This window comes from Sphingomonas sp. BK235 (genome assembly GCF_004345855.1).
GTDB lineage: Bacteria > Pseudomonadota > Alphaproteobacteria > Sphingomonadales > Sphingomonadaceae > Sphingomonas.
In genome coordinates, this window is record NZ_SLXN01000003.1 from 549002 (window position 1) to 569990 (window position 20989).

At 69.4% G+C, this 20989-nt stretch carries 13 protein-coding genes and 1 tRNA gene; 6 read left to right on the top strand and 8 right to left on the bottom strand.

Annotated features, from left to right (window positions below; genetic code table 11):
• The first annotated feature begins 133 nt into the window (after positions 1 to 133).
• Positions 134 to 2329, top strand: coding sequence for a TonB-dependent receptor (locus tag EV292_RS11530; protein ID WP_132909329.1), 2196 nt, complete (start codon positions 134 to 136; stop codon positions 2327 to 2329).
• Positions 2330 to 2500: 171 nt separating this feature from the next.
• Here the strand turns inward: EV292_RS11530 and EV292_RS11535 are convergent, their stop codons facing one another.
• The 7 genes from EV292_RS11535 to EV292_RS11560 all read right to left on the bottom strand — a co-directional run bounded on the left by EV292_RS11535 (position 2501) and on the right by EV292_RS11560 (position 11090).
• On the bottom strand, positions 2501 to 3298 hold the full coding sequence (locus tag EV292_RS11535) for a PhnD/SsuA/transferrin family substrate-binding protein (RefSeq protein ID WP_243693727.1): 798 nt from the start codon (positions 3296 to 3298) through the stop codon (positions 2501 to 2503).
• Positions 3298 to 4173: a fatty acid desaturase gene (locus EV292_RS11540; protein WP_132909330.1), complete on the bottom strand. Its 876-nt coding sequence runs from the start codon at positions 4171 to 4173 to the stop codon at positions 3298 to 3300. Before EV292_RS11540 ends, EV292_RS11535 begins: the two co-directional genes overlap by 1 nt.
• Entirely contained in the window at positions 4170 to 4472 is a 303-nt protein-coding gene (locus EV292_RS11545) for a hypothetical protein (RefSeq protein WP_132909331.1), read from the bottom strand. The genes EV292_RS11540 and EV292_RS11545 overlap by 4 nt, the downstream gene beginning before the upstream one ends.
• A gap of 112 nt (positions 4473 to 4584) precedes the next feature.
• Positions 4585 to 6369: an alpha-galactosidase gene (locus EV292_RS23115; RefSeq protein WP_279432420.1), complete on the bottom strand. Its 1785-nt coding sequence runs from the start codon at positions 6367 to 6369 to the stop codon at positions 4585 to 4587.
• A complete protein-coding gene (locus tag EV292_RS23345; RefSeq protein WP_279432421.1) occupies positions 6366 to 6815 on the bottom strand; it encodes a glycoside hydrolase family 36 N-terminal domain-containing protein in 450 nt (149 codons plus the stop codon). Before EV292_RS23345 ends, EV292_RS23115 begins: the two co-directional genes overlap by 4 nt.
• Before the next feature lie 110 nt (positions 6816 to 6925).
• Positions 6926 to 9799, bottom strand: coding sequence for a TonB-dependent receptor (locus EV292_RS11555; RefSeq protein ID WP_132909332.1), 2874 nt, complete (start codon positions 9797 to 9799; stop codon positions 6926 to 6928).
• Positions 9800 to 10181: 382 nt separating this feature from the next.
• Positions 10182 to 11090, bottom strand: coding sequence for a LysR family transcriptional regulator (locus tag EV292_RS11560; protein WP_132909333.1), 909 nt, complete (start codon positions 11088 to 11090; stop codon positions 10182 to 10184).
• 239 nt (positions 11091 to 11329) lie between these two features.
• On the opposite strand from EV292_RS11560, the gene EV292_RS11565 reads away from it, so the two are divergent.
• From EV292_RS11565 to EV292_RS11585, 5 genes are all read left to right on the top strand, one after another.
• Entirely contained in the window at positions 11330 to 11794 is a 465-nt protein-coding gene (locus tag EV292_RS11565) for a sigma-70 family RNA polymerase sigma factor (protein WP_207913402.1), read from the top strand.
• Positions 11791 to 12846, top strand: a complete 1056-nt coding sequence (locus EV292_RS11570) for a FecR domain-containing protein (RefSeq protein ID WP_132909335.1) — start codon at positions 11791 to 11793, stop codon at positions 12844 to 12846. The genes EV292_RS11565 and EV292_RS11570 overlap by 4 nt, the downstream gene beginning before the upstream one ends.
• Before the next feature lie 76 nt (positions 12847 to 12922).
• Positions 12923 to 16159, top strand: a complete 3237-nt coding sequence (locus EV292_RS11575) for a TonB-dependent receptor (protein ID WP_132909336.1) — start codon at positions 12923 to 12925, stop codon at positions 16157 to 16159.
• Positions 16160 to 16176: 17 nt separating this feature from the next.
• On the top strand, positions 16177 to 18636 hold the full coding sequence (locus tag EV292_RS11580; RefSeq protein ID WP_132909337.1) for a glycoside hydrolase family 95 protein: 2460 nt from the start codon (positions 16177 to 16179) through the stop codon (positions 18634 to 18636).
• A gap of 21 nt (positions 18637 to 18657) precedes the next feature.
• Positions 18658 to 20562 (top strand): alpha-L-fucosidase, encoded by a 1905-nt coding sequence (locus tag EV292_RS11585; protein ID WP_132909338.1) that lies wholly within the window; start codon positions 18658 to 18660, stop codon positions 20560 to 20562.
• Positions 20563 to 20838: 276 nt separating this feature from the next.
• Here EV292_RS11585 and EV292_RS11590 read toward each other — a convergent pair.
• Positions 20839 to 20914, bottom strand: a tRNA-Glu gene (locus EV292_RS11590).
• Positions 20915 to 20989: the final 75 nt, after the last annotated feature.

Here is a 20989-nt window from a genome sequence, read left to right on the forward strand (position 1 = left end):
CACCACCGTCCGGTCGCGGCGGCGATGTCCCACGACCATCGCGGGTCACCGATGGCAACAATTTGTCACTGAAGGGTTGATATAACGCAACATGGGGCATAGGCGGCGCGGGACAGGGTTCGGGGACAAGACAATGATGTATCGACTACAAGCTTCCGTCGGTCTGGCCGCGCTCGTGCTCGCCACGCCGGCGCTCGCGCAGGCCGCACCCGATGACGCCACCGCCGCCATCACCGACGCCGACTCGGGTGGCGCCGCCGCGGGAGGGACGACGCGTCAGGCGACGCTGGGCCGCGACGTGATCGTCACGGCGCCGGTCGCGCGCAGCGAACGCGACGCGCTCCAGGGGACCTCGGTGCTCACCGGCGAGGCGCTCGCGCGCGACCTTCGACCGACGATCGGCGAGACGCTCTCGCGCCTCCCCGGCGTGTCGGCGACCTCCTTCGGCCCGGCCGCGTCGCGTCCGATCCTGCGCGGTTTTCAGGGCGAGCGGATCCGCGTGCTGACCGACGGGATCGGTTCGATCGACGTCAGCAACACGTCGGTCGACCATGCGGTGGTGATCGATCCGCTGCTCGCCGAACGGATCGAGGTGCTGCGCGGACCGACCGCGCTGCTGTTCGGCTCGTCCGCGGTGGGCGGCGTCGTCAATGTGATCGACACGCGCATCCCGCGCTCGGTGCCGGAGAACGGCTATCGCCTCAACGGTATCGCCACCTATGGTTCGGCAGCGAGCGAGCGTTCGGGCGAGATGGCCGGGGATGTTGCGGTCGGCCAGCATCTCGTGCTCCACGCCGATGGCTCGTATCTGAAGACCGACGACCTGCGCATCGGCGGCCATGCCCTGTCGTCCGCCGCGCGCGCCGCCGCGCTGAGCCAGGTGGGGCGCCCGCAGGTCGACGCCGATGAGCCGATCGACTTCGCCGCGAGCGCCGCGATCCGCGACCGCCTGCCCAACAGCTTCTCCGAGACCTGGACCGCGGGCGTCGGCGCGAGCCTCATCACCGACACCGGGCAGCTCGGCATCAGCTACAGCCATTATGACAGCTTCTACGGCGTGCCGATCCGCTACGCCACCGAGGTCGGCCAGGAGCAGGAGGCACCCCGGCTCGATCTGGTCCAGAACCGCGTCGACCTGCGCGGCGAGGTCGACACCGGCGGCGGGTTCCTGGAGAAGATCCGCGTGCGCGCCGGTCAGGCGAGCTACCGCCACTTCGAACTCGAGGAGGACGGCAGCGTCGGCACCGCTTTCTACAACAACGGGCTGGAAGGTCGGCTCGAGCTGGTGCAGGCGCGCCACGGCGCCTGGTCGGGCGCCTCGGGCGTGCAATATTTCAACCGCCAGTTCAACGTGGTCGGCGACGAGGCCTTTCTGCCGCGCAACGAGACCAACCAGACCGGGCTGTTCACCTTGCAGCAGTTCGATTTCGGCCCGCTCAAGGCCGAGGCGGGGGCGCGCTATGAGTGGAGCCGGCTGACCGCCAAGAATGACGAGGCCGCGCGCTTCTTCGCGGGCGAGCGGGAGTATGGCGCCTTCTCCGGCTCGCTCGGCGCGTCCTATGGCATCACCGACTCGGTGCGGTTCGGGCTCAACGGCTCCTATACCGAGCGTGCGCCCTCGGCGGAGGAGGTGTTCGCCAACGGTGGTCACGCGGGAACGCAGGCCTATGAGCTCGGCAGCCCCGACTTCCGGCTCGAGCGCTCTTATGGCCTCGAGGCGACGCTCCACGCGCATAGCGCGGGGGTCAATCTCGACGCCTCCGCCTTCTACAATTGGTTCTCGAACTACATCTATGAGAACCAAACCGATCAGGCAGTCTGCGAGGCGGCGGCGGTGCGCTATGGCGCGATCGATCGCGAGGTCGATCTGCCGTGCTTCCAATATCGTCAGGCCGATGCGCGCTATTGGGGGTTCGAGGCCGATCTGTCGGCGCAGCTGGCGACGCTCGGCACCACGCGGATCAACGCCGACCTGCTCGGCGATTATGTCCGCGCCACGATCGTCGATCAGGGGCCGGTGCCGCGGATTCCCGCGCCGCGCGTGCTCGGCGGGCTGGAGGCGCAGGGCGACGTCTTCACCGCGCGCGCCGAGGTGGAGCATGTCTTCGACCAGAACCGGACCGCCGACTTCGAGACGCGCACCAACGATTACACGATGGTCAATGCCAGCCTGAGCTGGTCGCCCTTCGGCCGGGACACGAAGACGCAGCTGATCCTCAGCGCCAACAACATCTTCGACGTGACCGCCCGGCGCGCCGCGAGCTTCCTCAAGGATTTCGCGCCGCTCGCCGGCAGGGATCTGCGCGCCTCGCTGCGTTTCGGTTTCTGACGGGCGCCGGGATCTCGGCGGTCGCCGTGCCAGCGGCTGGCCCGCCTTGTCTGAACCGTCGGGCTCCTGCCCGCGCAGGAGCCCGGAGCGCACACTTGGCTCTGGGCTCCGGCGTGCGCCGGAGCACGTCGACCCGGATCGGATCCGGGCCGGCGTGAGGGCGGGTCGCGCTCAGCGCAGCGCGGGATAGCCTCTCGCGGCAGCGGCATGTGCGAGGCCGCGCAGCGCGACATAGCGATGGACACTGGCGGGCACGATATCGCGGAGAAACAGCGCCGCGCGCGCGGGAGCGAGCGCGGGATCGGCGATCACCTCGGCCAAAGCGGCACGCAGCGCCAGCACCGTCGCCGCGGGGGTCGCACGCGCGGTCACGAAGGGGAGCGCCGGTGACGCGCGGGTGACGCCGAGTTGACGCACGCCACGCAGTACCTCGGGCTCGTACCGTGCCAGCGCGGCATAGGTGACCGCATCGATCGCGGCGATGTCCGCGGCACCCGCGCGCACCGCCAGCGCGCTCTGACGATGCGACCCGGTGGTGACCACCGCAGCGAAGAAGCATTCCCCGGCGGCGACGCCCGCGACCGCGTCACGGAAGAGATTGACCCCGGTATTGGACAGCGGCGCGTTGATCGCGGCGATGCGCCCGCGGAAGGCGTCCAGCCGCGTCGCCGGCTCGTCCGCGCGCACGATCAGGCGACTGAGATGCTGGCCCGGCGCGCAGTCGCTCACGTCATAGCTGGGGCGTGCGATCACGCGCAGCGCCAGCGCGGGATCGGCCACGAGCGGATAGCCGCAACATTGCGCGAGCAACAGCCCCGGGTCGCGCCAGGCAAGTTCGACCGGGCGGCGCTCGAGCGCGCGCGGTGCGGCGATCCCGCGGGCGTCCAGCCGCTCCGCGATCGCGCGCCACATTACGTCGTTGGCCCAGCGCTGCGCCGGATGATCGTACATCGCGAGCGAGGCGATCATCACCGCTCCCTCACGCCGGGGTGGACGAGCGCATCGTGCCGGCGCAGCGCGTAGCGGCGCACGATCGCGCCGTAACTGGCATGGACGGCGCCCGCCTGCGCGATCAACCGCGCGCGATCCGCGCGCTGGTGCGCCGGCAGGCGATACCAGGCAAGGTCGGGGCGGTCATGATGCGCGGTATGGAGATGGTTGTTGAGGTATAACAGCCCCAGCAGCCCGCCGCGCTCGACCGTGGCGGCGCGGCTCGGCCCCGGCAGATCGGCGCGGTGCTCGGCGAACGAGCGCAGCAGCGTCAGCGCGGTGGCGGGATAGACGACCAGCAGCAGGTAGCGCCAGACGCCGAGGCCGGTGAGTTCGAGCCATGCCGCGATCACGGCGACGCCCGCGAGATGCGGCACCCAGTCGCGCAGCAGCAGCAGCGGCGCGCGTCGCGCGCGCCGCCACTCTCCGGACGCGAGCGCCAGCACCGCCAGCGGCGGGCCGAGGATCAGCCGCCCCAGCAACGTCGACTGCGCCGCGGCCGCCAGCCGCGCTGCGCCAGCGGCGCCGCGGATGTATTTCGACTCCGGGTCGTGATCCGGATGCGTGACATGCGCGCTGCGGTGATGCGTGAGATGGCTGTCATGATAGATCGCATAGGGCAACCAGAGCGACAGCGGCACCGCGCCGATCAGCGCGTTGATCCGCGGAAAGCGCGTCGGATGGCCGTGGATGGTCTCATGCTGGAGCGAGCCATGCCACGCCACCAGCCATGCCCCCGCCACGACGACGACCGGGGTCGGCAGCCACGCCTGCGCCGCGGTGAGCGTGATCCACCCGAGGTAGATCGTCGCAGCGAGCGCGACGGTCGGCCATTCGGTCGCGCGCGTGCTCATGCCGGCCGCCCGCAGTTTCCGAGGCGCGGTAGCGGAGCATCCCGACCTGCTGCATTCGGTCCGTCATCACCGCGGTCGAGCGGATCGATCGGGCGGCCCACGATCTTGACCTCGCGCCGGCCGGACTTGGCTCTGAGCGCGGCGACGCTGCGCGCTTCGCCGGAGCAAGGAAGGGTGACATTCCAAGGACGAGAGAACAGCGGGTGCCGGGATTCACCTGCTCCATCGTGAAGAGGGAACGGACCTGCGGTGGCATTCTGCCGAAGATCGGGAACGATATCGCCGAGCGTGAGAGACATGGTTCACCTCCGCCCACGATCATCCACTTAACTGATAGGGATTGAACCGTATCCTTTCTCCGTCGCGCGATAGCTCGCCTTCTCGGTACCCGAACACCGGCCGCGTCGCCGCTCAATCGCTCTCCAGGATCAAGGCGAGCCCGGTGAAGTCGCCGCGCAACGGTAACGTCGCTCCCTCCGCCATCCACCATGAACCCGAGGCGCGCTCCGGCACGCCATCTGGCAGGCGCTCGCCCCCGGCGAGCCGCGCCGTGTAGCTGCGTTCGGGATCGAGCCCGCGCAGCAGGATCGCGGGCAGATCGTCGCGCCCCTGATAATGGCGCAACAGGTGGAACAGCACCGCCTGGCGGCGATCCGGCGCGACATAGAGCGTGTCCACCGTCGCCCCCTCGCTCTGGGGCCGGGTCAGCCGATACAGCGCTCCGGTCTGCACCGTCGCGCGGATCGACTTATAGTCCGCGATCAGCGCAGTCGCGGTCGCGACGTCGTCCGCACTCCAGCGGTTGAGATCGTTGCCCACGCCCAGCCCGCCCTGCATCGCGGAGAGGAAGCGGTAGCGGAGCGAGACGCTGCGCCCGGTCGCCCAATTGGGGGTGTCGGTCGTCCAGGCCATCATGATCCCGGGGGTGAAGGCGTGCGTGAAGCCGTCCTGGATCGTGAGGCGATCGACCGCGTCGGTATTGTCCGAGGTCCACACCTGGTCGGTGTAGCGCAGGATCCCGAGGTCGACCCGCCCGCCGCCGCTGGAACAGCTCTCGATCTCCACTCCCGGGTGGCGCTGCCGCAGCATGGCCAGGATCTCGTAGAGATGGCGCGTGTAGAGGACGTAGAGCCGCTGCTGATCCTCGGGTGTCTGTTCGGGCCAGCCGGGCTCGGTGAAGCTGCGATTATAGTCCCATTTGAGATATTGGATGTCATTCTTGCTCAGCAGCGCGTCGAGCACGGCGAGCAGGTGATCGCGCACGTCGTCGCGTGCGAGGTTCAGCGTCAGCTGGTGGCGCGACTCGGTGCGCGGCCGTCCCGGGAAGTTGAGCACCCAGTCGGGGTGCGCGCGGTAGAGGTCGCTGTCGGGATTGACCATCTCGGGCTCGACCCAAAGGCCGAACTCCATCCTCAAGGCGTGGACACGATCGATCAGCGGCTTGAGACCATGAGGGAATTTGCGTGGGCTCGGGAACCAGTCGCCGAGCCCGGCGCGGTCATGATCGCGCGCACCGAACCAGCCGTCGTCCATGACGAAGCGCTCGACGCCGATCCGTGCGGCGCGCTCGGCCAGCGCGATCTGCCCCGCCTCGTCGACCGCGAACCCGGTCGCTTCCCAGCTGTTGTAGAGGACGGGGCGGAGCCGCGGCCTGCCGCGGCCGGGCAGGATCGACGCGCGCTGGAAGCGGTGCTGGAGCCGCGAGGCGCCGCCCATGCCGTCGCCCGAATAGCCGAGGTACAGGACGGGGGTGTCGAGCGTCTCGCCCGGGCGCAGCTGCCAGGAGAAATCATAGGGATTGTAGCCGCCCATGACGCGCACGCGCCCGATCAGATCGGCGCCGACGCTGATCCGCCACGACCCGCTCCATGCCAGCGTGCCGAACCAGACCGGGCCGTGTTCCTCGTCGGTGACGCCCTGGCGATCGATCGCGAACCAGGGAGCCATATGGTTGCTGGTCGCGCCGCGGCGACTCTCCAGCACCGCCAGCGCGGGACCGACCGGTTGCTGGCGCACGCCGAACTCCGCCAACTGGCGTCCCGCCAGATAGGAGAGACGATAGTCCGGTTGATAGGGCAGGGTGGCGGTGCCGGCCGCGATCTGGTCGATCCGTACCGGTGTCGGACCGCCGTTGTGCGCGCTGGCGGAACGACCGACGATCCCCGTCGCGGGATCGACGAAGTAGCGCAGCGTCACGGTGAACGGCGGCGGATGTCGGCCAGCTCGATCGTCAGCGTCTCTCCGATGATCTGATGCGAGCGATAGCGCAGGACGAGGTCGCGGTTGCCGTCGGCGAAAGCCACCTTGATCCCCGGATCGACGACGACACCCCCGCCTTGGCCGGCATATTCCTGCGCGGTGACGGAGCTGGGCGGATCCATCGCGCCGATCACGGGCGGCGGGGGCAGTAGCGGGAAGCGCAGCGGTCCGGCAGCGTCGAGTGCCTCGCCCCAGTGGATCGGGCGCAGGACGCCCTCGCCATCCACGCCGATATCATATTCGCTACCGCCCCCGATCAGGCGGAAGACGTGCGTGTCGGGATCGTAGCGCACCTCCGCCGCGACCGGCGCGGCGAGCAGCAGCGCGAGCGTGGCGGCGGGTACCGCCGCGCGCGCGGCGACGGCGAGAGCGGGGTGAGCCATGGCTTTCCTTCGCGGGGCGAGGTCGTCAGCCTCGCCCGGATCGAGTGGAGCAGCGCGGGCAGGCACCTCCCGGGGCGCGAGCCTCGGGAAGGCCGATGGCGCAGCGGCGGTCAGAAGCGCGCGCGAACACCGAAGAGGTAGCGCGCGCCGGTGTTCTGAAGGAGCAGGAAGCGATCCTCCAGCACCGAATAGTCATGCACATAGGCGTTGGTCAGGTTGACGCCCTGCGCATAGACCTGCACCGCGGGCGTGATGTCATAGCCGAGGCTCAGGTCGAGCTGACCGTAAGCGGCGCGGCTCTGCGGCCGCGAGGCGGCGCCGAAACATTGCTGCAGGAAGGCCGAGCGCCAATTGTACGAGGCACGCGCCTGGACGCCGTATTTCTCGTAGAACAGGCTGCCGTTCGCGGAGTGCGGCGACAGTCCGTTATAGCCGCAGCCCGCGTTGCTCGCCTGTCCCGTGCCACGGTCGACGTTGCTGGTGACATAGGTGTAATTGCCCGCGACGCCGAAGCCGGAGACGAAGCCGCCCGCCTTGTCGAGCGAATATTGCCCCCCGATCTCGACGCCCGCGATCGATCCGGTCTGGCCGTTGCGCGTGCGCGTGTCCTGGAAGTCATAGCCGAACAATGGCACCTTCAACGTCTGCGTCTCGAGGAAGTCGCTGAACGATTTGTAGAAACCGCTGACGCTGACGTAGCTGAGCGAGTCGAAATAATGTTCCAGCGACAGGTCGTAATTGGTCGACTTGAACGGCTTGAGCAGGGGATTGCCGCCGCCCGACACCGGATTGGTGACGCGCCCGCTATAGCTGCTGTCCGTCCCGAGCGAGGTCAGCGTCGGTCGCGTGACCGTCTGCGATACGGCGGCGCGCAGGATCGTCTTGGCATCGACATCATATTTGACGTTCGCCGCGGGTAGCAGGTTGATGTAGCTGTTCTGCGCCTGCAACGGCTGTGCCGCGCCGCGCTCGAAGAACAGATTGTCATCGCCCTTGTTGCGCGTGATCGACAGCACCGGCTCGCCATAGCCGCGTGACAAGGTCTTGGTGTCGACCAGGCGGGCACCGACGTTGGCCGACCAGTCGTCGCCGCCGAACTGCGCGTTGAGATAGAAGGCGGAGACCTTCTCGAGCACGTCCAGCGTCGCGCCGCGCTGTGCACGCAGGCCATAAGGACCGCCGGGGATCGCGAGGATGCGCGCTGCCTCCGCCGCCTGCTGCGCGGCGGTGCGGCCCTGGCGCGGCGTCGCCAGGATCGACGGCTGCGAGATATAGGAGAAGACCGCGGCGGGATCGAAGGTGAAGAAGCGCGCCGGTATTGTGCCGACTCCCGAGGCCTTGCCGAGGAAGTGGGTGAGCGCGAACGGCTGCACCAGATTGGCCGGGATCGGCACGTCGTAACCGCAATAGGTGCACTCGCTTCCCTGATTGCTCGCCAGCGTGCGCACCTTGTGCCGCTTGTTATAGGCGACGCCGAATTGCAGTTTCTGGAAGATGCCGTCGTCGGCCTTCCACTCGCCGTCGATGTGGAACTCGCTGCCGCGATCGGTGACGCGCGTGAACTCGTTGAGGCCGTAATGCGCGCGCAACAGGCTGGCGTCGGTGATCGGCCCGAGGTTGGCGGCGGTTGGCAGGTCGTTCTTCGGGGTCAGGTCGAACCGCGGCGAGGTCTGGGCCAGCGATCCGACGACGAGGAACTCGTGCGGCTGGCTGCGCGTCGCGCCCGTCGTCGAGGCGTCGAAGGTGAAGCGGAGCCGCTCGGTGACGTCCACCGCCAGATTGCCGCCGATCTGATAGCTCTCGGTGCGTCGATCACCGACCGTCACGATATTGTCGTTCTGCGAGGCGGTGACGCGATCGTTGCCGAGGTCGGGCGCGTTGAGCGCGGGGTTCGCCGCGACGAACTGCGTGCCGGGCCGATTGAAGCCGATCACCGTATTGTTGGCGTCGGTGGTCAAGCCGATGAACGGCTCGGTATAGAAGAGGCCGAAGAAGCGATTGGTCGCCTTGGCGTTGAACTTGGAATAGATGCCGTTGACCGTCAGCAGCGCTGCGTCGTTGAGCTGCGCCTGTACCGCGCCCGAGAGGTTCAGCCGCTCGCGTTCCTGCGCCTCGCGGTTGAAGTTGAGGTTGCGCGGTGTGTTGCTCTCGGCGCTCTTCGGCAACACGTTGTTCGGCGCGGCCGGCAGGGTGAGGCCGACCGAATTGATCGTGCCCGGGACCAGCCGCTGCTGATTGTTGATCCAGCCGTTGATGTCGACGAAATCGCGCCGGCTCTTGCGGTCGGTGTAAGAGGCGGCGAGTGTCGCGCCGAAGGAGCGGTCGTCATTGGACCAGCTGATCGTGCCGGAGACGTCGGGGCTCGTCTTCTTGGCGAGCGTATCATAGATGCCGCCGCCCGACAGCGCCGCGTGGAAGCCGGTCCGGCCCTCCAGCGGCCGCGCGGTGACGACGTTGACCGTCGCGCCGATGCCGCCTTCCTGCAAGTGCGGCAGCGACGATTTGAACACGTCGGTGCGCTCGATCATGTTCGACGACAGCACGTCGAACGAGAATTCGCGACCGTCATTGTCGGTCGCCATGATGCGGCCGTTGACCAGCACGGTGTTGAACTCCGGCCCGAGGCCGCGAACGGTGATATATTGACCTTCGCCGCCGGACCGCTCGATCGCGACGCCGGTGATCCGCTGGAGCGATTCCGCGACGTTATTGTCCGGGAATTTGCCGGTGTCCTCTGCCGAGATCGAATCGACGATGTTCTCGGCGTTGCGTTTGGTCGTGATCGCGGAGCGAAGGCTGGCGCGGATACCGGTGACGACGATCTCGTTCGTGAGCGGGTCGGCGTCGGCGCGCGTCGTCGCGGAGGCCGCCTCGTCCGGCTGCGTGGTTGAGCCGGTTGCCGCGGTCGGCTGACCGGTCTGGGCGTGGGCGGGAAGGATCGCCAACGCGTAAAGCGCGGCACCGCAAAGCAAACCTGGCTTCATCTCTCAGCCTCTCCCCGAGAACTCTGCATGATAGCAGTAGTTGAGTCGGGGGCATCATATTGTCCGACAAAGCCGCAACAAGTGTATTAGATAGGAAACGGGACATTATGCACTCACCTGCTTGATGTTGCTGCGGCTTATATCAGCTCGCCAAAATGAGTAGATTTGCATGGTGCTCAATCCTTCAACTCATCGGAAATGCTGTTGCTAATGGTGCGATTATCCCACAAGGTATTCGCTAGATGTCTGCTTCGAGGGCATGTTCACGCCGAGATCGTGCCGCCGCGCTTTGGACGTGGGGCAGGGTGCTCGCGCGCCTCATCGTGGTGCGTCATCGGCCCGAACCGTCGCGCAATCTTGTGATCCGATGCCCGTGGCGAGACTAGATCGGCAGCCCCACGTCCCAATAGGGGGTCGGCCCGAAGCGGGCGACGAGCCAGTCGATGAAGACGCGCACCTTGGGGGCCAGCTCGCGCGAACTCGGATAGAGCGCCCACAAGGTCTGCGTCGACACCAGCGGGTGCCGACGCAACACCGGCACCAGCGTCCCCGCGCGAAGCTCTTCCGCCGCGCACCACGTCGCCATCAGCGCGATCCCCAGGCCAGCGCTCGCCGCGTCGCGTACCGCCTCACCGTCGTTGATCCGCAGCGCGGGGGTCACCTTCTTGGCGGTGGCTGCCCCCTTTGCGGCCTCGAACGTCCACAGGTCCAGCGTACCGACGACGAGACAGGCGTGGGCATCCAGGTCCGCCGGCGTGCGGGGGTGACCGTGCCGCTCCAGATACGCCGGCGAGGCGACCAGCACGCGCCGGTCGGGCGCGAGCCGTCGCGCCACGAAGCTGGAGTCGCTGAGATCGGCGTAGCGCACCGCGACGTCGAAGGCGCCCTCGACCAGATCGACGACGCTGTCCGAGATCCGCAGGTCCGGTCTGAGATCGGGGTAACGCGCCATGAACTCGGCGAGCGCGGGAACGATATGCAACCGCGCGAACGACGAGGGCGCCGCGATCCGGAGCGTCCCGCGCGGTGACTCGTGCCCGCCGCCCAGCGCCGCGCGCGCGGCGGCGGCGGCGTCGAGCAGGCGTTCGGCATGGGGCAGGAAGGCGCGCCCGTCCTCCGTCAGCGTCGCCTGCCGTGTCGTGCGATGGAGCAGGCGCGCGCCAAGGCGTCGTTCCAGCGCCGCCAGCCGCGCGCTCGCGCTCGCCGGGCTCAGCCCGAGGTCGCGCGCCGCGCCGCTGATACTCGCCAGGCGCGCGATCCGGACGAACAGCGCGAGTGCATCCGAGTCCATCGCAACCTCCATCAGCGCAGGATGCTGATCGCCTCATCCTCAAACGATCTTTGAGAATGCTTTCAATTTGCCGCGACTAACCGACCGGACGCGCGACGGCCAGATCGTCGTCTGGTGCGGGCACTGCCCGTGTCGTTTGGGCACCTGTGCACATCGCCATGTGGCGCGTCATAAGGGATATGATGGCGGATCGATCCCCGGATGAGCCCGATGAGGACCTGCTCGCGCGGGCGCGGCGGATGCGACCGGCGCTCCTCGCCTTCTTCACGCGGCGGCTCGGCGATCCGTCGATCGCCGAGGACCTGACGCAGGACCTGTTCGTCCGGCTGGCGGGGTCCTCCGCCGCGGTGCACGGCAATGCGGAGGGCTATGTCTTCCAGGCGGCGGCCAATCTCCTGCGCGACCATCATCGCCGGGAGTCGACGCGCGCGCGCTACCTCAAGGCCCAGGCGGCCGACACGTCGCGCGGGATCGATCCGCTCGACGCGGAGCGCAGCCTCGTCGCCCGGCAGCGCATCGCCTCGGCGGCGCAGGTGTTGGCCGCGCTGCCGGAGCGCACGCGGCAGATCTTCATCCTCTACCGGCTCGAGGGCATGCAGCGTAAGGCGATCGCCGCCGCGTTCGGCATCTCGGTCAGCGCGGTGGAGAAGCATATCGCCGCCGCGATGAAGTCCCTTCTCGCTGATCCGGAGACGGCCCGATGAACGCGCCCACGATCAGGGATGCGGCGGTCGCCTGGTGCATCCGACTGCACGAGGGTTCGCTGTCGGCGATCGAGCAGGAGCAGCTCGACCGCTGGCTTCGCGCCGACCTCGCGCACGCCGCCGCGCTCGACGAGGTGCTCGATCTATGGTCGGGGGTCGAGCAGGTCGCGGAGACGCCGGAGCTGTTGTCGCTGCGGCGCGACGCGCTGGACGCGGTGCACCGCGCCGAGGCGCGGCGCTGGACGGCGACGGCGCGCGGTGTTCGCTGGCGCGTGATCGGGCTCGCTGCGGCGCTGGTCGTCGCGGTCGCCGTCGGTCTGCTGCTATGGACCGCGCACGGCAGCTCAGCCTATCGGACCGCCGTCGGCGAGCGCCGCGTCGTCGTCCTGGCGGACGGCTCGCGACTGTCGCTCGACGCCGACAGTGCCGTGCGCGTGGCCTTCACCGCCGAGCGGCGCAGCATCACGCTCGAGCAGGGCCGCGCGCGCTTCAAGGTCGCGAAGGATCCGTTGCGGCCGTTCGCGGTCCGCAGCGGCGACAATGTCGTGGTCGCGACGGGGACGGAATTCTCGGTCGAGCGGCTCGCCGGCGAGGTCAGGGTGGCCTTGTTCGAGGGGCATGTCGCGGTGTTGCGCGACGGCCCGCGCGGACCCGCGACCGAGGCGGTGCGCAGCGGCAGGCAGACGGTGGAGGCGGAACGCGCGCTCGTCCCCGGCTTCGAGCTTCAGCTGCCGGTCGCGGGCGGCCCGGGATCGATGCGGCCGGTGGTTACCGACGACGGCTGGGCGGGCGGACAGCTCAGCTTCGCCGACGAGACGCTGCGCACCGCCGCGGAGCGGATGAATCGATATGCGAGCGCGCAGACGCTGGAGATCGCGCCCGAGTTGAGCGACCTGCGGGTGAGCGGCGTCTTCAACGCCGGCGATGTCGACGCCTTCGCTCACGCGATCGAGGCAACCTTCGGGGTCAGAGCCAGGGCGAGAGGGGCGACGATCAGGGTCGAACAACGCTTCGCCCCACGGCGCGCTAATAAAAACGAGAATCTTTCATGAAAATGGCTTCTCACCGCTGAGCATTCCGCCGCGACGCCCGTCTTAGAACTGAAACACAAGGGTGGGGGTGCCGGAGATGAGGACGACGCGGGCGATCATGGGCGCGAGCGCGCTGGCGATGGCGGTCATGGCCATCGTCCCGGCCCAGGCGCAGGAGGCGACGGCGGTGCGGGTCGACGTCCGGCCGCAGCCGCTCGGCCAGGCGCTGCGTGATCTCGGCCGACAGGCGCGCGTCCAGCTGATCTTCGACGAGTCGGTGCTCGGCGCGCGCCGCGGCCCGGCGCTCTCCGGCAGCATGACGGTCGACACCGCGCTGGGGCGGTTGCTCGCGGGTAGCGGATTGCGCGTCTCGCGCACCAGCCAGGGCGTGTACGTGATCGCGCGCGCGGCGGGCATGACCCAGGCGTCGCTGATGACGCAGGACGCGCCGGCGGTCGGGCAGGTGCCGACCACCTCCATCGCGCCGCAGGTCACCGCGGGCGACGACGTCGTGGTCACCGGCTCGCGCATCCGCTCGAAGAATCTTGTCGAGACCGCGCCGGTCACCAGCGTCTCGCAGGACGAGATCAAGCTCCAGGCCGCGTTCAGCGTGCAGGAGGTGCTCAACCGCATCCCCGCGATCAAGAACAACGACAGCAACCTGTCGAACGGCAACGGCCGGCAGCAGTTCGACTTCCACGGCATCGGCACCAACCGCACGCTCACGCTGATCGACGGCCAGCGCATCGGCGTGACCGAGGGGATCGATGCCTCGCTCGTGCCGGTCGGGCTGGTCGAGCGGGTCGACCTGCTCACCGGCGGCGCCTCCGCCGTGTACGGCTCGGACGCGATCGGCGGCGTCGTCAACTTCGTCCTGCGCAAGAACTTCGAGGGCGTGAACGCCAACGTCAACTACGGCTTCTACAACGCCGAGAACCGCGACAACATCGCCGCGCAGGCGGCGCGCGCCTCGGGCTTCGCGGTGCCCACCGGCACCGCCAACGACGGCGGCCGCTTCGACGCCAATATCAGCGTGGGCAAGAATTTCGCCGACGGGCGCGGCAATATCGCGCTGTTCGGCGCCTATTCGAAGGTGGAGCCGGTGCTCGCCTCGGCTCGCTCCTTCTCGGTCTGCCCGATCACGCTGTCGGGTCAGGACGTGGTGTGCGCGTCACCCTCGTCGGCGACCCCGGCGGGCTATTTCCAGGCGCTGTCGGGGCCGGCGCAGAACGGCCAGATCTACACCAACGCCGCGGACGGCAGCCGCGCGTTCGAGCCGTTCACCGGCGCGGGCGGCTACAATTACAACCAGACCTATTATTTCCAGCGCCAGAACACGCGCTACAACGGCGCCGCCTTCCTCAACTTCGAGTTCTCGCCGGCGGTGCAATTCTACGCCAACGGCATGTACCTGAAGTCGGACTCGCAGAGCCAGTCGGACCCGGCGACGATCCAGCCCGGCTCGGTCGCCTATACGATCAACTGCGACAATCCCCTGCTCTCGGGCCAGCAGGCGCAGGCGCTGTGCGGCAGCGCGGCCGGCACCGCGACGGGGGTGACCACCGACGTGCGCTACCGCTTCGCCGACGCGCGCGCGACGCGATCGAGCAACGAGATCTACCGTGCGGTGGCGGGCTTCCGCGGCGATCTCGGCAAGGCGTGGCATTACGATGTCGGGGGCGTCTACTCGACCACTTTGTACCGCCAGCAGCAGCTCAACCGGATCGATCCGGTCAAGGTCGCGCGCGCGCTCCAGGTGGTCGACGTCAACGGCACCCCGACCTGCGCCTCGGTGCTCGACGGCAGCGACGCCGCGTGCGTGCCGCTCGACATCTTCTCGCGCGCCGGGCCGAGCGCGGCGGCGGTATCGTACCTCGGCTATGGCGAGGGCGGCGGCGTGTTCCGCGAGCGCTATCAGCAGTGGGTCGCCAACGCGAACCTCACCGGCGATCTCGGCGAATATGGCGTGCGCAGCCCCTTCTCCACCAAGGGGATCAACGTCGCGCTCGGCGCGGAGTATCGCTCCAACACCTATCGATCGAACCCCGACGCGGCCTATCAGGCGGCGTTCGGATCGACCGCCAACCGGCTCGCCAACGACGCGGTCGACATCTACGGCGAGATCAACGTGCCGTTGGTCAGCGACCGGCCGTTCGTGCGCGACCTCAGCATCGGCGCGGCGATCCGCGGCTCGAACTATTCGGGCGTCGACAAGATGCGCTCGACCTACAAGATCGACGGCAGCTGGCGTCCGATCGAGGACCTGCTGCTGCGCGCGAGCTACAACAAGGCGACGCGCGCGCCGAGCATCTACGAGCTCTCGTCCAACTCGATCACCAGCTACGTCACGCTCGACACCAACACGCTGGGCGATCCCTGCGCCGGGGCCAATCCGGTCGCGAGCCTCGCTACCTGCCAGCTCACCGGCGTGACCCAGGCGCAGTACGGTAACATCGCGCAATGCCCGGACTATCTGTGCACCGTCCGCAACGGCTCGCAGGGTCTGGTGACGCCCGAGATCGCGCACACCTATACCTATGGCCTGGTGCTGACGCCGCGGATGCTGCGCGGCCTGTCGATCACGGCGGACTATTACAGTATCCAGATCGACAACGGCATCGGCTATTATCGCGCGATCGACTTCCTCCAGACCTGCGCCAACACCGGCTATGAGTTCTTCTGCGGCCAGCTGGTGCGCAACCCGGACGGCACGCTGTTCAGCAACACCGGCGCAACCACGGGCTATATCAACCAGGGCTATGCCAATCTCGGCAAGACCAACGCGCGCGGCTTCAATTTCTCGGCCAACTACGACACGCGGCTGGGCGCCTGGGCACGCTTCGGATTGAACTACGTCTCGACGTTGCAGACGCAGAAGGGCGGCGACCTCGGCCTGCCCGACACCGACTTCAACGTGGTGGGTCTGTTCGGCCCCTATTCCGGGCAGGGTTATCGCCGCTACCAGCATAATGTCCGCGCGACGCTGAGCACGCCCGAGGCCTCGGCGACACAGGCGCTGGTGTCGCTCAACTGGCGGCACAATTCCGGGCTCAAGAACTCGCGGCTGGTCGGCAGCCCGATCTTCGGCGCGGACGATCCCACCGTGCCGGACGAGTATAAGTACCTGCCCGCTTTCGATGTCTTCGACCTAAGCACGAGCGTGACCGTGGCGCGCAACCTGACGCTGCGCGCGACCGTCAACAACCTGTTCGACCGCGCCGCGCCGGTGCGCCCGAGCCCGCCGCTCGAGGCGGCGGAGCGGGTCAACACCTCGCCCTCGGTCTATGACGCGCTGGGCCGGTCGATCGCGGTCGGCGCGACGCTCAACTTCTGAGCCGGGGAGCAGACGAGATGCGACAGGCGCGCGGCGAGGGCGGTGGGGCACCCACGCGGCGCGGCGTGCTCGTCGGCGGCTCGGGCGCGCTCGCGGCGGGGCTGGTGCCCGCCATGGCGGCCGCGGCAGAGGAGGCTCCGGCGCGGCATCGCATCGATGCCGGCTCGCCCGCGACCGAGTGGCTGCTCGGCCACCCGGTCGGCAACGGGCGGCTGGGCGCGATGATGGGCGGCGGCGTCGCGCAGGACGTCGTCACGCTCAACCACGACACGTTGTGGACCGGCCAGCCCGCGGTCGAGCCCGATCACGACGGCCGCGCCGCGCTGGCTGCGGTGCGCGACGCGGTGTTCGCGGGCGACCCGCTCGCCGCCGACCGGCGGAGCCACGCGCTCCAGGGGCCGTACAGCCAGAGCTACGCGCCGATGTCCGAGCTGCGGCTGGCCTTCGACCATCCCGCTCCCAGCGACTATTCTCGCACGCTGGATCTCGATCGCGCGATCGCGACCGTCACCTATCGGAGCGGCGGGGTGGGCTATCGCCGCGAGCTGTTCAGCTCGTTCCCCGATCAGGTGATCGTGCTGCGGATCAGCGCCGACCGGCCCGGCGCGCTCACGGGCCGGATCGCGCTCGCCACGCGGCTGCGCGGGGCGGTGACGGGGCAGGGGCGGCGGCTCACGCTCGTCGGCAAGGCGCCGACGCGGTGCGAGCCCAACTATCGCGACGTGCCCGACCCGATCGCCTATGACGACACGCCCGGGCGCGGCATGGCCTTCACCACGATCGTGTCCGCGGCGGTCGAGGGCGGCGCGGTGCGCGCGGAGGGCGACACGCTCCACGTGTCCGGCGCCGACGCCCTGGTCTTGCGCATCGCCGCGGCGACCGGGTTCCGCGGCGCCGACCGCCCGCCCGATCTCGCGCCCGCCGCGATCCTCGCCGCGGCGTCGCGGACGCTCGCAGGCGCCGAGGCGCGCGAGGTCGCCGCGCTGCGCGCCCGCCACGTCGCCGATCACCGCGCACTCTACCGCCGCGCCGAGCTCGCGCTCGACGTGCCCGGCGACCCGGAGGCGGCGCGCGCGCAGCAGCTCTTCCATCTCGGCCGCTACCTGCTGATCGCGAGCTCGCGCGCGGGCACCGCTCCGGCCAATCTCCAGGGCATCTGGAACGCCGCGCTGCGGCCGCCGTGGAGCAGCAACTACACCACCAACATCAATCTCCAGATGAACTATTGGCCGGCCGAGAGCGCCGCGCTGGCCGAGTGCCACGCGCCCTTGATCGACCATATCGAGCGGCTCGCGGCCAAGGGCGAGCGGACCGCGCGGACGCTGTACGGCCTGCCCGGCTGGTGCGTGCACCACAACACCGACCTGTGGGCGATGACGAATCCGGTCGGCGCGGGCGAGGGCGATCCGAACTGGGCGAACTGGCCGATGGCGGCGCCGTGGCTCGCGCAGCATCTGTGGGACCGTTATCGCTTCGGCGGCGATCGCGAGTATCTCGCGCGCCGCGCCTTCCCGCTGATGCGCGGCGCGGCCGCGTTCTGCGCGGCGTGGCTGGTGCGCGATCCGGCGGCCGGCGGGCTCACCACCGCCCCCTCGATCTCGCCCGAGAACCTCTTCCTCACCGCCGGCGGCAAGTCGGCGGCGATCAGCGCCGGCTGCACCATGGACCTCGCGCTGATCCGCGAGCTGTTCGCCAACTGCCTCGCCGCGGCGGCGATCGTCGGGGACGAGAGCGGGGTGATCGCACGGCTGCCCGCGCTCGTCGCGCAGCTCGCGCCCTATCGCATCGGGCGGTACGGGCAGCTGCAGGAATGGTCGGTCGACTATGCCGAGCAGGACTCCGGGCATCGCCATCTGTCGCATCTCTATCCGGTCTATCCGGGGGACGTCTTCGGAGCGGATCGCACGCCGGCGCTGATGGCGGCGGCGCGCGCGGCGCTGGAGCGGCGCGAGGCGCATGACGGGCCGATCACCGGCTGGAGCCGTGCGTGGGCGACCGCGCTGTGGGCGCGCTTCGGGGACGGCGCGGCGGCGGGGCGCTCGCTCTCCGCTTTCCTGGCGCACAATGTCGTCGACAACCTGCTCGACACGCATCCCATGCAGCCGCGCCCCGTGTTCCAGATCGACGGCAATCTCGGCATCACCGCGGCGATCGTCGAGATGCTGGTGCAGAGCCACGACGGCGCGGTCGCGCTGCTCCCGGCCTGTCCGCCGGGCTGGCGTACCGGCCGCGTCAGCGGGCTGCGCGCGCGCGGCGGGCACCGCGTCGCGCTCGCGTGGGACGCTGGGACGGTGCGCGCCGAGATCGTCGCGGGCGCCGCGCCGCTGGAGGTACGCGCGCCGCCGCGGTTCGAGGCGAGCGAGCTGCGCCGCGATGGCCGCCCGCTGCCCGTCGCGCCCGGCACCGCGACGCTGTCACTCGGCCAGCATCCGGGCGCGCGCCACACGATCGCGCTTCGCCGCGTCGCGCCGGCCTGAACCATCTACGAAGGAAGCCCCATGTCCGCTCTCTCCCGCCGCGACCTGATCGCCGCCGGCCTCGCCGCGGCGGGCGCGATGCCCGGCCACGCCGCCACGCCCGCGGCACCGCGACCGTGGGGCGCCACGCCCTCGCCGCGTCAGCTCGCCTGGCATCGCCGCGAGCGCTACGCCTTCGTCCATTTCTCGATCAACACCTTCACCGATCGCGAATGGGGCTATGGCGACGAGAGCCCGGCGCTGTTCGATCCGACCGACTTCTCCGCCGAGCAGATCGTCGGCGCCGCCAAGGCGGGCGGGCTGCGCGGCATTGTGCTCACCGCCAAGCACCACGACGGCTTCTGTCTCTGGCCCACCGAACTGACCGACCATTGCGTCCGCAATAGTCCGTTCCGCGGCGGCAAGGGCGACGTGGTGCGCGAGGTCGAGCAGGCCGCGCGCCGCGCCGGCCTGGCGTTCGGCATCTATCTCTCGCCGTGGGACCGCAATCACGCCGATTATGGCCGCCCGGCCTATATCGATTATTATCGCAAGCAGATCGTCGAGCTCTGCACCCGCTATGGCGAGCTGTTCGAATTCTGGTTCGACGGCGCCAATGGCGGCGACGGCTATTACGGCGGTGCGCGCGAGACGCGGAAGATCGACGCCGAGGCCTATTACGACTGGCCGTCGATGTTCGCACTGGTCCACCAGCATCAGCCGATGGCGTGCACCTTCGAGCCGCTCGGCTCCGACGTGCGCTGGGTCGGCAACGAGGACGGCGTCGCGGGGGATCCGTGCTGGCCGACGATGCCGGACCACAAGCCGAGCCAGGCGGAGGGCAATGCCGGGCTGCGCGGCGGGCCTCTGTGGTGGCCGGCGGAGACCAACACCTCGATCCGACCCGGCTGGTTCTACCACGCCGACGAGGATTCCAAGGTGAAGGACCCACAGCGGCTGCTGCGGCTCGACGACGAATCGGTCGCGCGCGGCACCAACCTGATCCTCAACCTGCCGCCGGATCGGCGCGGCCGGCTCGCCGACGTCGACGTGGCGGTGCTGCGCGCTTTCGGCGACTCGCATCGTGCCACCTATGCGCGCGATCTGGCGCAGGGCGCGGTAGCGTCCGCCAGCGCGGTGCGCGGCGCGGCCTTCGCCGCCGCCAACGTGCTCGACGGTCGCGCGGACACTTATTGGTCGCCGCCCGACGCCGACCACCGCGCCGCGCTGACGCTCGACCTGCCGCCGGGACGCACCTTCGACCTGATCCGCGTGCGCGAGCATCTGCCGCTCGGCGCCCGAGTCACCCGCTTCGCGCTCGATCTCGACAGCGGCGGGGGCTGGCAGGAAGTGGCGACCGGCGAGTGTATCGCGGCGCAGCGCATCGTCCGCCTGCCGCGCGCGGTGACGGCGCGACGCCTGCGGCTGCGCGTGGTCGAGGCGCCCGCCTGTCCCGCGATCGGCGAGGTGGCGCTGTTCCGCCAGGTCGCGCCCGCCGCGGTGGCACTGCCCGCCGCGCGTGCGGACAAAGCGATCGCGGCGGGCGGCTGGCGCGTCGTCGCCGCCAGCGCGCCCGGCGCGGAACGGCTGTTCGACGGGGACGCCGGCACGGCCTGGCAGGTGCCGCTCACCGGTGACTCAGGCGAGGCGTCAGTGACGATCGCGCTGGGGCGGAGCGAACGCGTCGCCGGCTTCGTCCTCACGCCCTCGCGCGCGGTGATGACCGACGCGGCGCCGCCGAAGCGCTATCGCCTGGAGCTGAGCCGCGACGGGCGCGCGTGGCGTGTCGTCGCCCAGGGCGAGTTCTCGAACATCGCCAACGCGCTGACGCCGCAACGGATCGGCTTCGCGGCGGACGCTGCCGCGTTCGTGCGACTGACGCTGATCGGGCTGGCGCGGCCGGGCGCGCGCGTCGCCGTCGCCGAGCTTCAGCTCAGCGCGCCCTAGCATGAGCCGCGCTCCCGCGCTGGCAGGGCGGGTGACGCCGACCCCGGCGCGCGGCCGCGCATCCTGGATCAGCTGAAGGGTAGGCGCTGATCCGCGTCGGATCAGGCGCGCGGTTCGCCACATTGTGCGAGAAGACGACGCGCGACGATGGGGATGACGGCGCCGCGAGGTCAGACTTGTTCGACCGCCCGCCAGGATCCGCGTCCGTACAGCAACCTATGTCTGATCGTTATCCAACCGAACCGCGGAACAGACAGGCCAGTTGCCTATCATCGCTGGTGACCCCTACGGGACTCGAACCCGTGTTTTCGCCGTGAGAGGGCGACGTCCTAGACCGCTAGACGAAGGGGCCGTGCGCGGTGTGGAGGCGCGCTGTTAGGAGGCGGTGAACGCCCCGTCAAGCGACTTTCGCCGCACCGCACCCAGG

Bases quoted from the DNA above. Each gene is read 5' to 3' on its own strand.
- EV292_RS11545 (WP_132909331.1), bottom strand. From the start codon at position 4,472: ATGTCTCTCACGCTCGGCGATATCGTTCCCGATCTTCGGCAGAATGCC.
- EV292_RS11560 (WP_132909333.1), bottom strand. From the start codon at position 11,090: ATGGACTCGGATGCACTCGCGCTGTTCGTCCGGATCGCGCGCCTGGCG.
- EV292_RS11575 (WP_132909336.1), top strand. From the start codon at position 12,923: ATGAGGACGACGCGGGCGATCATGGGCGCGAGCGCGCTGGCGATGGCG.
- EV292_RS11580 (WP_132909337.1), top strand. From the start codon at position 16,177: ATGCGACAGGCGCGCGGCGAGGGCGGTGGGGCACCCACGCGGCGCGGC.
- EV292_RS11565 (WP_207913402.1), top strand. From the start codon at position 11,330: ATGCGACCGGCGCTCCTCGCCTTCTTCACGCGGCGGCTCGGCGATCCG.
- EV292_RS11585 (WP_132909338.1), top strand. From the start codon at position 18,658: ATGTCCGCTCTCTCCCGCCGCGACCTGATCGCCGCCGGCCTCGCCGCG.
- EV292_RS11530 (WP_132909329.1), top strand. From the start codon at position 134: ATGATGTATCGACTACAAGCTTCCGTCGGTCTGGCCGCGCTCGTGCTC.
- EV292_RS11540 (WP_132909330.1), bottom strand. From the start codon at position 4,173: ATGAGCACGCGCGCGACCGAATGGCCGACCGTCGCGCTCGCTGCGACG.
- EV292_RS23345 (WP_279432421.1), bottom strand. From the start codon at position 6,815: ATGGCTCACCCCGCTCTCGCCGTCGCCGCGCGCGCGGCGGTACCCGCC.
- EV292_RS11555 (WP_132909332.1), bottom strand. From the start codon at position 9,799: ATGAAGCCAGGTTTGCTTTGCGGTGCCGCGCTTTACGCGTTGGCGATC.
- EV292_RS11570 (WP_132909335.1), top strand. From the start codon at position 11,791: ATGAACGCGCCCACGATCAGGGATGCGGCGGTCGCCTGGTGCATCCGA.
- EV292_RS11535 (WP_243693727.1), bottom strand. From the start codon at position 3,298: ATGATCGCCTCGCTCGCGATGTACGATCATCCGGCGCAGCGCTGGGCC.